10 protein-coding genes are annotated in these 13,690 nt (G+C 66.4%); 2 read left to right on the forward strand and 8 right to left on the reverse strand.

Annotation, left to right across the window (positions count from 1 at the left end):
* Positions 1-23 precede the first annotated feature (23 nt).
* From BKA23_RS03840 to BKA23_RS03875, 8 genes are read right to left on the reverse strand one after another with little or no spacing between them, the layout of a single operon-like run.
* Positions 24-881 (reverse strand): glycosyltransferase family 32 protein, encoded by an 858-nt coding sequence (locus tag BKA23_RS03840; RefSeq protein ID WP_145225638.1) that lies wholly within the window; start codon positions 879-881, stop codon positions 24-26.
* Positions 878-1,693, reverse strand: a complete 816-nt coding sequence (locus tag BKA23_RS03845) for an alpha-1,2-fucosyltransferase (protein ID WP_145225639.1) — start codon at positions 1,691-1,693, stop codon at positions 878-880. The genes BKA23_RS03840 and BKA23_RS03845 overlap by 4 nt, the downstream gene beginning before the upstream one ends.
* Positions 1,690-3,588: an ABC transporter ATP-binding protein gene (locus BKA23_RS03850; protein ID WP_145225642.1), complete on the reverse strand. Its 1,899-nt coding sequence runs from the start codon at positions 3,586-3,588 to the stop codon at positions 1,690-1,692. The genes BKA23_RS03845 and BKA23_RS03850 overlap by 4 nt, the downstream gene beginning before the upstream one ends.
* A complete protein-coding gene (locus tag BKA23_RS03855; protein ID WP_145225644.1) occupies positions 3,585-4,631 on the reverse strand; it encodes a hypothetical protein in 1,047 nt (348 codons plus the stop codon). Before BKA23_RS03855 ends, BKA23_RS03850 begins: the two co-directional genes overlap by 4 nt.
* Positions 4,624-5,541: a glycosyltransferase family 2 protein gene (locus BKA23_RS03860; protein ID WP_145225646.1), complete on the reverse strand. Its 918-nt coding sequence runs from the start codon at positions 5,539-5,541 to the stop codon at positions 4,624-4,626. The genes BKA23_RS03855 and BKA23_RS03860 overlap by 8 nt, the downstream gene beginning before the upstream one ends.
* Entirely contained in the window at positions 5,538-6,569 is a 1,032-nt protein-coding gene (locus BKA23_RS03865; RefSeq protein WP_145225648.1) for a glycosyltransferase family 4 protein, read from the reverse strand. The genes BKA23_RS03860 and BKA23_RS03865 overlap by 4 nt, the downstream gene beginning before the upstream one ends.
* A complete protein-coding gene (locus BKA23_RS03870; RefSeq protein WP_342783591.1) occupies positions 6,566-8,662 on the reverse strand; it encodes a glycosyltransferase in 2,097 nt (698 codons plus the stop codon). Before BKA23_RS03870 ends, BKA23_RS03865 begins: the two co-directional genes overlap by 4 nt.
* A 1-nt stretch (position 8,663) precedes the next feature.
* Complete coding sequence (locus BKA23_RS03875) at positions 8,664-10,931, reverse strand: N-acetylneuraminate synthase family protein (protein WP_145225651.1); 2,268 nt, start codon at positions 10,929-10,931, stop codon at positions 8,664-8,666.
* Between the two features lie 203 nt (positions 10,932-11,134).
* Here BKA23_RS03875 and BKA23_RS03880 point away from each other — a divergent pair, with 203 nt between their 5' ends.
* Together BKA23_RS03880 and BKA23_RS03885 are read left to right on the forward strand one after the other, a co-directional pair.
* The gene (locus BKA23_RS03880; RefSeq protein ID WP_145225653.1) at positions 11,135-12,034 is read left to right on the forward strand and encodes a class I SAM-dependent methyltransferase; all 900 of its coding nucleotides are present in this window, start codon (positions 11,135-11,137) and stop codon (positions 12,032-12,034) included.
* 134 nt (positions 12,035-12,168) lie between these two features.
* Positions 12,169-13,674 (forward strand): LCP family protein, encoded by a 1,506-nt coding sequence (locus tag BKA23_RS03885; protein WP_145225655.1) that lies wholly within the window; start codon positions 12,169-12,171, stop codon positions 13,672-13,674.
* The last annotated feature ends 16 nt before the right edge of the window (positions 13,675-13,690 follow it).

Raw genomic sequence — 13,690 nt, forward strand, 5'->3', positions numbered from 1 at the left:
TGCGTCCTGCAGACACACGAGTCTCAGAGGTAGTTGCTGTGATCGACGAAGAGGCTCGCGGAGTACAGCAGATGCCGGCGGTATTTGACTTCCAGCGGGTCGATGATCTGGGCGAGAATCTCGTTCAGCTGCAGCGGATAGTCCGCGTTGTCACCGCGCGCATTCCCCGGATGTGCTGCCAGTTCGGTCAGTCCGTGGTCAAGTCGAAGGTTCAGTTCGCGCCACCACTCCTTGGTCAGTGGCGTGTCCGGTCGGCAGATGTACGAACACTGACCGAGGCGAAGTTCCGAACACCGCCGCATCACCAACTCGAGCGCTGGGTCGGTCATGTTCGGTGTCATCAGGCGCACGGGCACCCGGTAACCGGCCATCCACGCGCTCGAGCGATCCATCAACTCGAACGTCTGCGTCCACGGATGGAACGGCGCCTTGATGTCTGCGTATCCGCCACCGTGGACGTGCATCGCGTAGCAGCGCAAGTAGTCCGACCGGTGGATCAGCGACAGATGCTCGTACGCCGGGTGCAGCGGGTGCTCCGGCACGACGAACTCGTCCATGGTGGCGGGCGTGATGAGGCGGACGTCGAGATCGCCGTTCATCCGGCGGATCGCGTCGAGGCTGCGGCGCCGATTCTCGGTCAGCGGATTGGAGCCGGTCCAGAAGCAGAAGATCTGCCGTGGGATCGGCTCGGTCGTCTCCCTGGTCAGCGGCTCATCGTGTGGCAGGTGCGTGTCGGGCCAGTCGAGCGGGTCGAAGTGGACCGGCTTGATCCGATGGGCGGCGCGGAAGGCCGGCTCGAGCGCGCCCGCGACCGGAAACCGGTAGGGCTTGTAGGCCAGATAAGCACGATGTTTGAGCAACTGCAGTCGACGCTTGATCACGAATCCCACCCACCGGGTATCGATTCGACGATCGACCAATCCGGGTCCAGGCTCCATGAGGCGTGATCGGCCTGCGACCGCGAGAAGAAGCGTGGCGCCCAGACCTGGGATTCGCCACCGGGGTGGACGACGTCGTGCAGGTATCCGGCCCAATAGGAGAACGTCGAGTTCATGATCAGGATCCGGCGGGCACCGGCGACCGTCCACAAGTTGTCAGCGGGAGTGTCGGTCGAGCGGGAGAAGGTCAGCGGTGCGATGTCGCGCAACCACTGCAGCCGTTCTTCGCACCATTCGATGCCGTCGGAGACAACATGTATGCCGTGGACGGGTTCTTGCTCCTGTGCGTGGTGGAGCGCGGTGCGCAAGAAGGCCTCCGTGTCGATGGCGTAGTGGCCACGGGCGGCCGGATCGGTGTAGTAGTCCCCGCGGCGCACGTTGATCACGAGTCGATCCGTGGTCGATGGTGCAGTCGTGGTCATCAGATAGTCGCGGCAGAAGTCGTGCAGTTGGGTCTTGGCGAAGTCCGTGCCGAACCGGCCGAAAGAGGTCGAGATCGAGTCGATGCGAGCGGCCGTGAAAGGCATGCTCGTCCGCTGGATCGTCAGCTCGCGCAACCGCGGGAAGGTGGGATACCAGGCCGCCAGGTTGGAGGTTTCGAGCATCTTGCGAGTGTCAGGGGCTTGTGCGACCCACACAGCGATGTACAGCAGGTTGCCCAGGCCCATGAAGTTCTCCGTGAGCACCACTTGTTGGCCTCCCCGCCGCAGCGGAGTGAGCAGGGCGGACTTGGCGTGCCGCAGGATGCCGTTCACCGGAGTCGCCTCGTCGACATATCGCTGCCGTCGTCACGTGCTTCCGGGCCCACGTCGTCGTGCGTGCCGGCCTCGTTCCGATCGGCGCCGTGTTCGGTGGGACCGTCAAGTCGGCCGAGTTCCACCAGGCGCGCGAAGGTCGGTGATGCCGCGACGACCTCGTCGAAGGTGCCGACCCCCTGGAGGTCGCCGTGTTCGAGGAAGGCGAGGGTGTCGACGTGGCGGACGCTGGACAGGCGATGCGCCACCAGGATCGTGGTGATGCGCCCGCGCAGCGCTCGCATCGTCTGGGTGATCTTGTATTCGGTCTCGTTGTCCAGTGCCGAGGTTGCTTCGTCCAGCACCAGCACCTTGGGTCGGCGGTAGAGCGCACGAGCGATGCCGAGTCGCTGGCGCTGCCCGCCGGACAGGCGCGAACCTCTTTCGCCCACAAGGGTTTCGACACCATCGGGCAGTTCGCTGAGCAAATCCGACAATTGGGCGTCGGCGAGGCACTGCAGGATGAGCTGTTGGTCGCGGTCTTCCACCGGCAGGCCGAAGGCCACGTTGCCGGCGAGGGTGTCATCCATGATGTAGACGTCCTGGGGGACATACGCGACGATGTCGTGCCACGCGTTGCCTGCGGTGTTGGTGGGCACATTGTCGTAGCTCACGGTGCCCGAGGTGGGCGGGATCAGCCCCAGGATGATGTCGATCAGCGTGGTCTTGCCCGACCCGGTCGGCCCGCACACTGCCAGCGAACTTCCCGGCGGCACAGTGAGATTGACGCCTCGGACGATGTCGCGCGTTCCGTCGGGGTAACGGAAGCAGATGTCTTTCAGCTGAATCGGGGCGTCCTGTGCCAGCGGTGCATTGTTTGTCCTGGCGGCCGCGTCGTCGCGTGCCTGTGCGGTGTCGCGCAGGGCGACGACGGTGTGTTTGAGGCCGTCGCGGCCGACACGGATCATTCCGATCGTGGCGGTCAGGCCCACCATCAGCGGCAGGATCTTGACCGTCGATGCGACGAACAGGCTCAGCGTGGGCATCGCGGACTGGGCATCTCCGGACAGCACTTCGGCGACGATGAGCACGACCAGACCGATCATCGTGACCAACTCGAGCAGATACTTGGGCAGCCCGGCGAAGTAGTTCGCCCGGCGGGCCGACTGCGCGGCCAGTTGGTTGCCGGTGTCGAACCGGTCGACGAAGAAATCCTGAGCATCGTGCAGCACTGCTTCGCGGTAGCCCTGCATCGCGTCGATGAGAGCGTGGCTGCTCAGCCACGATGCGTGCTGCGCCTCTTCACCGGCACGGTGGTTGGCACCGGCAAGCAGTCGCTGGATGGCGAAGACGATGATCCCGAAGTATGCCGCCGCCACGATCGTCGGGATCGGCGCGACGATCAGCAGCAGCACCGCGATCAGCACCATCGACAGCGCCGAGCTGAATGCGGTGAGCAGACCACCGAGGACGCTCACATGTGCTGCCTGCACTGCCGATCCGATCGTGCGCATCAACTCGGCGGTGTTGCGGCGCCGATGCTGCAGGTAGTCCTCACTCATGTAGACGGCCAGCAGTCGACGTGAGGTGCGTGTCTGCAGGCGTGCGATGAATCCGGACGACCACCACATCAGCACAGAGGCGAGCAGGGCTTTGAGGATGAATGCCAGGATCATCAATCCGGCGAGCGACAGGACGAACGGGTCGCGCGGCTGCGACCCCAGCATGCGATGGATGTAGCCCAGGGTGCCGTGGTCGAGGGAGGAACCGGTGACGATCTGCATCAGCGGCAGAATCGCGGCGATGCTGACCAGATCCAGTGTGGCGACGACGAACTGGGCAACGGCATACACGCCGAGCAGGCGCCGCTCCCGCGCGGTGAACGTGGACAGCAGATAGCGTAGGTCGGCGATCACAGCGGCAGCCCTGGGTACAGCGAACGGTGATGAAGGGCTGCGCCGCGCAGGTCGCTCAATTCTCGGTCGAGGGTGGGAGACGCGACATCCAGGTCCCGGCGGATCTGCTCGAGGCGGTAGCGCCAGTCCAGCCGTTCGAGCGCCGCTGAGCGCAGTACGGCGACGGTGCGGTCGGTGTGTCCCCTCACAGCGTCCATGATCGCTGAGAGGCCGCGCGCGCGTGACGTCACATCGATGTCGATCCACGCCTCGTCAGGGATGAGGTCGCTGGCGGAACAGGCCGGACGGGCCCCGGCGATGAGCGTGCCGGCAGCGACGGCATCGGTGAACCGCGCGGACAGGTAGTCGCGAGTCGGATGTCCGTACTGCGTCGGGCTCGCGAGGTTTCCCGACGCGAGCACGACGCGAGAGCGGCCGAGGTGGTCGCGCACGGCTTGCTGGTTGGCCAGGCCGTCATCGAGTTGGGGAAAGCGCCCTTGGAATCGAATCCCGTTAGTCGCCAACGCTTCACCGGTGGTGCTGTCGTCGTCCCAGGCCTGTGGTTGGCGGCCCAGCCGGAGTACGTCGATGTCGCGCCGGGTGGCCGGTCGTGGCAGAGCGGCAAGGGCATCGGTGCCCCACGGCAGCCAGCCGCACTCAGCTGTGGTGGCGCTGGCATACCTGTCCATCAGTTCGACGTCGGTGATCCAGATGCGGTCGACCAGATGCCGGGTCCGGGCGAACAGCGGGATCCGTTCGTCCCAGAACGAGTCGATGATCCAGGCGCCGATCTGCTCGAAGCGCCCGGCAAGCACATCGGCGCGAGCCACGGTCAGCAGGTCGCCGGGCTGAGCCGCGATCAGCAGTAGCTGCCGGTCGCTGCGGCGACGCCGAGGGAGCATCGCCACCGCTTTGCGTAACGGTCCCGCGGGTGCCGTGGGGTGGAAGTAGACCGGCGTCGTGTCCCACATGCGCCCCGCGAGTTCGGCGAGCGCGGTCACCGGCCCCCATCCACCGGAGGATGACGGTGTCGCGCACCACACCTGCAACCGCCCCTCACTCATCGGGCTGCTCCGTGAAGCCGGCCGTGGCGGACGCCTCGACGGTGAATGCGACCGCCTTGCGTGCGATCGGCGGTGGCAGCACCGGCAGTGTGGCGTCGACAGCCTTCGACAGCGCCTGAACCCGGGCCGAGGTGAGGGCGCCCGCAGTGGTGTCTGTCGCGCGACGCCACCACGACGACGGCGTGCTCCTGTCACGGCTGCTGCCGGCGCCGTGCAACGCCTCGAAGTGTCGCTGGGCGCGGCCGGAGTCGAACGCTCGGCGCGCCCTGGTCTGCGTGTCGACGGATGCCATGTGGTGCAGCGCCTCGGCATCCTCGACCAGGTGGATCGGCAGACCCAGCTGGGCGACGCGGTAGCCGAAATCCACGTCTTCCCAGCCGTATCCGGCGTAGGTGGTGTCGAAGCCGCCCACCCTCGTGAACGAGCCGCGGTCGATGGAGGTGTTGCCGCCCCACAGCCGCCAGCGTTGGTCCGCGGGCATGCTGTGCGCGTCGTGACGGCTGCGCTCGTCGGCGGCAGCGCCATACACCCGCCAATATCTGTTGGTCAGGGCGACGTTGCGGGTCAGCCCGATGGCACCGCATGGACCGCTTGCATGTGCGGCGATGTGGGCAGCGACATGCCCGGGGGAGAGTTCGAAGTCGTCGTCGACCCGGATGAACACCTCGCCCTGTGCAGCGGTGAATCCGGCGTTGAGGGCGTGGGAGCGGCCGCGGTTCTGCGGAAACACGATCGTGCGGATCGGCAGGTCCGCGAAGATCCGCACCACCGACGCGGAGTCGTCGATGTCGCCGTCGATCACGACCAGGGCCTCCCAGTCGTCGGTGCTCTGGTGCTCAAGTGTGTGCAGCAGCAGCGGCAGCCGCTGGGCGCCGCCACGGGTCGGTATGACGATCGATGCGGTCGTCATACGTGCCCCTTCGCTCTCACCAGAACATCGTCCAGCAGTTCGAGGAAGCGCGCTGCTCCGGCTGCGGGTGAGAACTCCGACTCCCAACGGTCGCGTGAATCTGCAACTGTCGCAGACCAATTCGCGGTCATCGCCGCTTCGATGCGGTCAGCCAGGGCAGCGGGATCACCGGCGGCAGTCACCCACGGGTAGTCGGGCCCGGTGACCTCCGGCAGGGCGCCGGCATCGCTGACGATGAACGGGCAGCGTGCTGCCATCGCTTCGGCGGCCACCAGCCCGAAGGGTTCGGCCCACACGGAAGGAAAGACGGCCAGGTCGACGGAGTCGAAGAACTGCGAACGGCTCACCCACCCGATCGAGCGTGCAGTGTCCCCTAGTTCGCTGATTGCCGCGGACACGAGCTGCGCGTCTGCTGGTGGGACGAAACGCGACTCGCCGGCGATCAGCAGGGAGACCTGCGTCCCGCGTCTGCGCAGTCGATCGATCGCCGCGCACAACACAGGCACACCCTTGTCGCTGGACAGTCGCCCGAGGTAGCCGACGACGAAAATGCTTCCACTGCAACGGGATCGAGGATGTGCGTCTGCCGTCCAATTGGCGAGCACGCGTGAGTGAGGCACGTGGTGCTGCATCATCACCGACGGTACGACCGTCGCGACGGAACCCTTGCGCGCCATGGTGGCCAGTGGTTGTTGTCGCGGCGAAGGGATCTGATGCAGATGTATGACGCGGCCGCGGCGTCCCGCCGTGGCGACCGCAGGGCGCAGCCCGTTGCACCACAGCACACCGCGCCGGTGGCGGCGGTCCCACTCGCGCAGGCCGCGCAGGTAGCCGCCGCGTGTGCTGGAGTCGATCCCCACGGTGTCGAAGCCCGCATCGCGCGCGGCGTTCGTCACCTCGCTGTCGATGCCGGGGGCGACGATCCGCACGCCGCGGCCTGCGTTGCGGGCGGCATCAGCCATGGCCAGCAACATCACCTCACCCCCACCGATGGTGGGATTGTTGGCTGCGATCGTCAGCGCGCTCATCGCAGCCTCGGCCGGCGCACCGACAGTTGCCCGAGCAGATTCCCGGTGGTGCCGCCACACCGTGATGCGACGCAGAGGCGGGTGATTTCATCCGCGTGGCGGGTGGTGAGCCACAGGGCCGGCAACGCAGCGGTCTCCCGCAACGCCCAGCGCAGCGACATGCCGCGCACCGGACGACCCATGCGCCGGCTGCGCGCCCACAGGCCCAACTGCGCCCGTTGGTAGCGATACGCCTGCGAGCGCACATCACGCTCATCGACACGCAGCCGGTAATCGATGAGGGCGGCGTCGTCGACGGTGATCATTCGACCGCTCTCGAGCGCTCGCCACGAGAAGTCGACGTCCTCTGATCCGCCGAGCATGGTTTCGTCCATGCCGCCGAGGTCGAGGAAGGTCTGCCGGCGGACTCCGAGATTGCAGCCCATGACGAAGGTCTCGTAGCCGAGATATCCGAACGGCCCGAGCAGGTACGGACGAGGGGCTTCATCGAGTCCGGCGATTCGTGCCTTCGCCTGCCACACGGCGGGTGGGTTGATCACGTCATGGCGCAGAGGGCCGGTCGCGAGCACGTCCTCGGCGCTGGTCATCCGATGGAGCGCAGCCACCCAGGTGGGGCCGACGACATCGTCGGCATCGCACATCGCGATGTGCTCGGCGCGTGCTGCCCGCACGCCGACGTTGCGGGCATGGCACTGCCCGCGCACGTCGTGGGCGTCGACCACGCGGATGTCGAGGGCATCCGCGTACGACGCGACGATCATGGCCAGTCGGTCGGACCCCTCGTTGTCGGCGATGACGACCTCGAACGACGGCGCATCCAACTGGTGAGCGAGAGCGTCGAGTTGAGCGCGGAGGGTCGAACCGTTGCGGTAGTACGCGATCACGACCGTCGAGTCGGGTGCCCGCCGTATGGCGGTGGCGCCATCGTCGTCGTGGCTGTCGTTGTCGTGCCTGTCGTTGTCGTCGTCGGCGCTGCCGGTTGTTCGGACGCCGGCATCGGCATACACCTCGACCACATGTCGGCACATCCCGGCGACAGCGGGGATGTCCTGCGGGAGGTTCGGCCGACGAGTCACGTCCAGGCCCTGTTCGATCACGGCCGCAGCCATCGCAGGCGCGTCGTCCAAGGAAACCAGGCAGTGCGGCGGAAGAATCTCGTCGTTGCCGCCGATGGCGCTGGCGACGACTCCGAGCCCGGCGTTCACGGCATCCAGCAGCGTGTAGGACAGGTTGTCTGCCAGCGACGGCTGGAGCACGACGTCATGCTGGGTGAGTGCTGTGGCCGCATCGACGAAGCCCGGGAGCGTCACGACGTCGGAGAGCCCGAGATCGTCTGCGAGAGAAAGCAGTTCGCCCTGCTGTGGCCCCGTGCCGGCAATGGTGAGCCGAGCCGCTGGTTCCGCCGCATGCACGCGAGCGAAAACGCGCAACGTCATGCCGAGATTCTTCTCCGGGGAAAGCCGGGTCAGCGACAACACCCGCAGTCCTGGTTGCGATGGCTTCGCCGGCGACCGGTCGACGCCGTTGCGGATCACGGTGATGGGCGCGCTGGGGTGCCAGTGCTGCACCATGGCTCGGCGTGTCGACTCGCTGACAGCGATGAGGTGGTCGAAGCGACGGATTCGCGAGTGGTGGGCGATCCGGCGAGACCCGGCACGCAGCGCGGACCCGTGAAAGATCCGCTGGTCCGCCTGCACATGATGTTCGGTCGACACCAGTGCCGGGGGCAGCCCTACCGTCGCCACCGCCACGAGAAGGTCGGCCATCGCCAGGTGCGAGTGGACCACTGCGGGTTCCAGCCGCCGGACCGTATGCCGCAGCGCTCGCGCGAAGCGGGGCGCACCATCGACGGGATCGGGCAGGACGACCACCGGACACTGCAGCACGCGAAGCTGATCCAGTAGTGGACCTTCGGGGGCGGCGACCACGAGACGGAATCCAGGCAGTCCGTTTCTGGCAACGTCCATGACATGACGTGCGACACCACCAATGTCCGACACCGGGAGCACCCACAGGGCGATGGGGTGGGCACTGACGATCGGCTGGGTGCTGCCTGAGGAATCGCCTAACGCTGGCCGCTGGAATTTTGTCACCTCAGAACCACGCCTCGAGGCGATCCAGCGCCGTCCAGAATCCTTCGCCGTTGTTGACGTGGCCCTGCCAGATCTCGGGGATGAAGGGCACGCCCGGTGCGAGACGGTCGAGCGCGGATGCCGTTGCGGGCCAGTCGATTTCGCCCTCACCGATCTGCGGCCCCTCGCCGTCGACACCGACGGCGTCGACGATGTGCAGGTGCTCGCTCAGCGGGGCCAGTGCCTCGACATACTCACTGAAGGCGCGCCGGTGGAAGTTCGCGGCGAGCTTGGAGTGCGACAGGTCCACGGTGAGCCGCCGGCCATGGTCGCGGCAGAAACCCACCGTGTCCTCCAGCGCCATGAACAGGTTGTGATGCTGCTGTCCGCCCATCAGCCACGGGTAGGGCGGCAGTGTCTGGGCGGTCAGGCGCACGTCCTGCTCGTCGATACGCTCCAGTGCCCGCGCGATGCGTGCGTACATCGCGCCGCGGTCCTCCGGCGGCACGAATGCGTCGCGGGTGAACCCGCCCATCGTGCAGATCACGACCGGTGGCTGGTCGGCGTCGAACCACGGCGCGAGATCGCGGGTCAGGTCGATGACACGCTGCACCTCGGCAATGGAGCGTTCCCAGGTCTGCTCGTCCGGGCTGGCCAGATCGATGAGGAAGTCGCCGGCATACAGGTCGGGGGTGTGCACGGTGTAGGTCATGCCCTCGAAGCGACCACCGAACAGCCGGTGGAAGTCGTCCTCGTCCATCTCGACGTCGCGGTAGGACAGATGAAACTCCAGCAGGTCTGGGTTGATGTCGTTGTCGTCCAACAGTTTTCGGACGTCATGGTGGCGCACCGGCAGACCCCACGGCCGGCGGAACCGATACGCGCGGCCCTGCGCGACGGTGTCCGACAGGTCGGTCGCGTAGAAGAAGTCGCCCGCGTCGATCGCGCGGCGCATCGGTCGTCCGATGAGGCCCTCCAGCCGGTTGGGCTGCAAACCCCGCCCGGGTGCCTTGATGGCGACGGCGTCACGGGTGACCACGTCACCGACCTGCAGTGCCCGAGTGGCGACCAGTGACTTGGCCAGGTTGGCGCGGTTCATCTGCTCACCGGTCGAGACCGCACGCGCGGTGGCGGTGCCCAGTGCGCTCTCGATGTCGCGGATCTGGGTGACCATCTGTGCGAATTCCGCTGGTAGCAAAGACACTTGGTGGTCGTTGCCCTCCAACGTCTTGTCGATCGTGAAGTGTTTCTCGATGATGTGCGCACCACGCGCCACCGCCGCGACCGGCACGTGGTGACCACGCTCATGACCGGAGTACCCCACCGGGCAGTTGCCGATCTCGGCAAGGGTGTCCATGTACCGCAGGTGCACGTCCTTGAACGGCGCGGGATACGTGGACTGGCACTGCAGCAGCGCGAACTGGGCACCCGCACGGCGCAGCACGGTCACGCTCTCGCGGATCTCGTCCTCGCTCGACATACCTGTCGAGACCAGCATCGGCAGGTGCTCGGCGGCGCACGCCCGCAGTAGGTCGTGGTTGGTCAGGTCGGCACTGGCAATCTTCAACGCGGGCACGCCGTATGCCGCGAGCACCCGCAGCGACGGCTCGTCCCACGGAGTGCAGAAGGCGTCGATGTCGACGCCGCGACAGTGGTCGAGGCACTCGATCATCTGCTCCGGCGTGAAGGAGTACTTCGCCAGCAGGTTCATCGTGTACTGCGGGCCGAGGTCCTCGCCCTCGCTCACGGCGAAGCCGCCCTGCCGGTACAGCGTTGCCACGTCACGCAATTGGAACTTCACCGCATCCGCGCCGGCCTCCTTGGCCAGGTCCACGAGCTGCTTGGCCAGCGCGACATCGCCCTGGTGGTTGTTGCCGATCTCGGCGATCAACAGCGCCGGGTGTCCCGGGCCGACCGTGTGCCGGCCGATCCGCAGCTCTCCAGCCGATTGCCGTGCGATCGCCGACAGATGACCGTCGGCATCGACCAGAGGTATGACGCCGACCCCCGGGCGGAATGCCGCCGAGATCGTGGCCGGCTCGGAGCCGAGGGCGAGGCTCACACACGATGTGTTCGCCGCCGTGATCGCCATGGTCGACAGGTCGATCGGGGACGCGGTGGTGACCCACCGGCGGAAGTCGCCGTCACTCAGCGAGCCCAGCAGGATCCCGTGCTCATCGACACAGAAGACGATGCCGGCCTTGTTGTCGCTGATCTTGGTCAGCGCCGACAGCACCGTGTCCTCACCGAAGACGACGTAACGGCCGATCACGCGGTCAATGGTGGTCATCGGTCACTTCACAGTCAGGCCGGATCACGGCGGTCGGTGCACAGAAAGGCTGGCGCGATCAGAATTATATGTTCCTGGCGCGGCGCAAAATGTTGGACAAATGGCCAGAATTCGCTGCCGACGCGGGTCGCTCGTCATACATCTCGCGGGCACGCGGGCGGCCACTATGGTCGTCACATTCGTCGTCGAACCGATGGGCTGCAATGCGACTCAATACACGCAAGAAGCGCTTCATCCGTCGGATGGCCGGTTATGCGACCAATCCCATCGCAGTGAAGGTGCGCACGCTGCGCAGGCAGGAGCAGCGGTACGACATCGCCGGCATACCGGTGGTCCTGCCTCCGGAACACAACCTGCCGTTCTACCAGCGGCGCGACCCGACGTACGACCACTACGCCGTCGCCCTGTTGTGGACACTGGCGCAGGGAGAGCGGCGCGTCACCGTGATCGACGTCGGCGCGAATGTCGGCGACACTGCCGCGGCAGTGCTGGCCGCGGACCCGCGCACCGCCGTCATCAGCGTCGAGGGCGATCAGCGGTTTCTGTCCTACCTGCACCGCAATGTGGCCCCGTTCTCAGATCGGGCGAGTGTCGTCGAGGGATTCGTCGGACCGGTCGGCGCGTCCGTCGCATACTCCCGTGACGGGAGCACTGGCGGGTTCAACGCGGTGGGGGGCGACGACCCGCAGGTGGTGGACGAATGGGTGCGCCCGGCCGACCTGGTCGCCATACCCGACGCGGCCGACCTCGTCGTCTGGAAGAGCGACATCGACGGCTTCGACATCCACGTGTTGGCTCAGCACTGGGATGTCATCGACAGCCGGTGCGATGTGATCTGGGTGGAGTACGACCCGCCGCGAACCCTGGGTGACCCGGCCGATGTCGACCGGGTGATCGCGGCACTGGCTGGCAGTGGCCGGACCGTTCTCGTCTACGACAACCTGGGCCGCCGGATGGTGAGCCTTGCGCCCGGCGAGGGCCAGATCGCGGCGCTGCGGACCCTGTCGGACTGGCTGGGCGTGCAGTATGCCGGGCACGTCACCGTCCCTTACCTCGATCTGTGGGCGCTCAGTCCGGAGGCGGCGAAACTGCTGTCCGCGTGATGTGAACACCTATCGAATTCCCAGGTGACTCTGTGCCGTCATGCGGCCGACGTGTCGGCAGTCGTCAGTTTCGCTGCGTAAACACGGTGTGAGCGCGGGGACATCGAGTTCTTCGCCCCTGCGGAAAGGCCCTCATGGGTCCCTTGGGTAATCGAAAACTGCGGCGCCGTGTTTTCGCGGGTATCGCCGGTGTGCTGTCGTTGGCGCTGGTGGCCGTCGCGGTCTACGCGGGCTATCTCTACAACGACCTGAGCGGTATTCGCCGGTCCGCCGCTCTGCAGGGGCTGCCGGTCACCAAGGTCGCCGGCACCACGACGGTGCACGGTGTGGGTACCAACCTGCTGGTGATGGGTCTGGACAGCCGCCTCGACGAGAACGGCAACCCGCTGCCGGAGGCGATCTACAGCGCCCTGCACAGCGGCGACCAGGATGACGGTGGCCTCAACTCGAACGTGTTGATGCTGATCCACATACCTGCCAGTGGCTCACCTGTGACGGCGGTGTCGATCCCGCGGGACGATTACGTGGCCTTCCCCGGCTGCCCCGACGGTGAGTGCGCGGGCAAGATCAAGGAGGCCTACGGCCTGGCCACGGCGCAGGCGCAACAGCAGTTGAGCGCTAAAGGAATCACCGGTGAAGCGGCCTACCAGAAGGCCCGCGATGCCGGTCGGCGCGCGGAGATCCAGACCGTCGACCAGTTCCTCGGCGTGCAGATCAACAGCTTCATCGAGGTCACGATGGTGGCCTTCTACCAGTTCGCCCAGGTGATCCAGCCGATCACGGTCTGCCTCAAGGAGAACACCGTCGACACCTTCTCCGGAGCGAACTTCCACGCGGGCGTCCAGGAGATCAACGCCAAGCAGGCGATGGCCTTCGTGCGGCAGCGTCGCGACACGAGCAACCCGGCACTGAACTTCACCGACCTCGACCGTGAACGTCGTCAGCAGGCTTTCGTCATCAGTGTGCTGACCCAGCTGAAATCCGCTGGCACGCTGCTGAATCCGGCCAAGGTCATCGACCTGATCAACGTGGCCAAGAAGAACGTCGTCCTTTCCGACGGCCTCGACCCTCTCACCCTTGCCAGCCTCGGTGAGAAGCTTGCCGACGCCGGTGGGCTGCACTTCTACACGCTGCCGGTGCAGAGCTTCGGTGTCATCAACGGCCAGGACGTCAACATCGTCAACCAGCCGCAGATCGAGGCGATTGTCGCGCATCTGTTGGACTCGACGGCGTCTGCGACGGCGGCCGCGCCGGCCGTGGGCGGCTACACCGTCAGCGTCGTCAACTCATCGGGAGTGACCGGTGCCGCGCACGCTCGACTGGCCAAGCTCGTTGCCAAGGGCTACCGGCAGGGAACTGCGACCACCGGAGCGCAACTGCAGACGGCGACGCAGATCGAGTACAACCCGTTGGACGAGCCGGCTGCTGCAGCGCTGGCAGCATCGGTGCCTGGATCAACCCTGGTGCCCGACTCGGCCGTCGGCGCCGGTCAGCTCACGCTCGTGCTTGGCACCGCGCAAGGCTCGGCGTCGACGCAACCACTGCCGCAGGCAGTGGCGGGCACCGGCGGCGGAGTTTCCGGACCACCGGTCACCGCCCTCACAGTGATCAGCAGCGGAAGTATTCCATGCGTGAAATGATCTGGCACTGCTGACG

It is taken from the genome of Rudaeicoccus suwonensis (assembly GCF_007829035.1).
GTDB lineage: Bacteria > Actinomycetota > Actinomycetes > Actinomycetales > Dermatophilaceae > Rudaeicoccus > Rudaeicoccus suwonensis.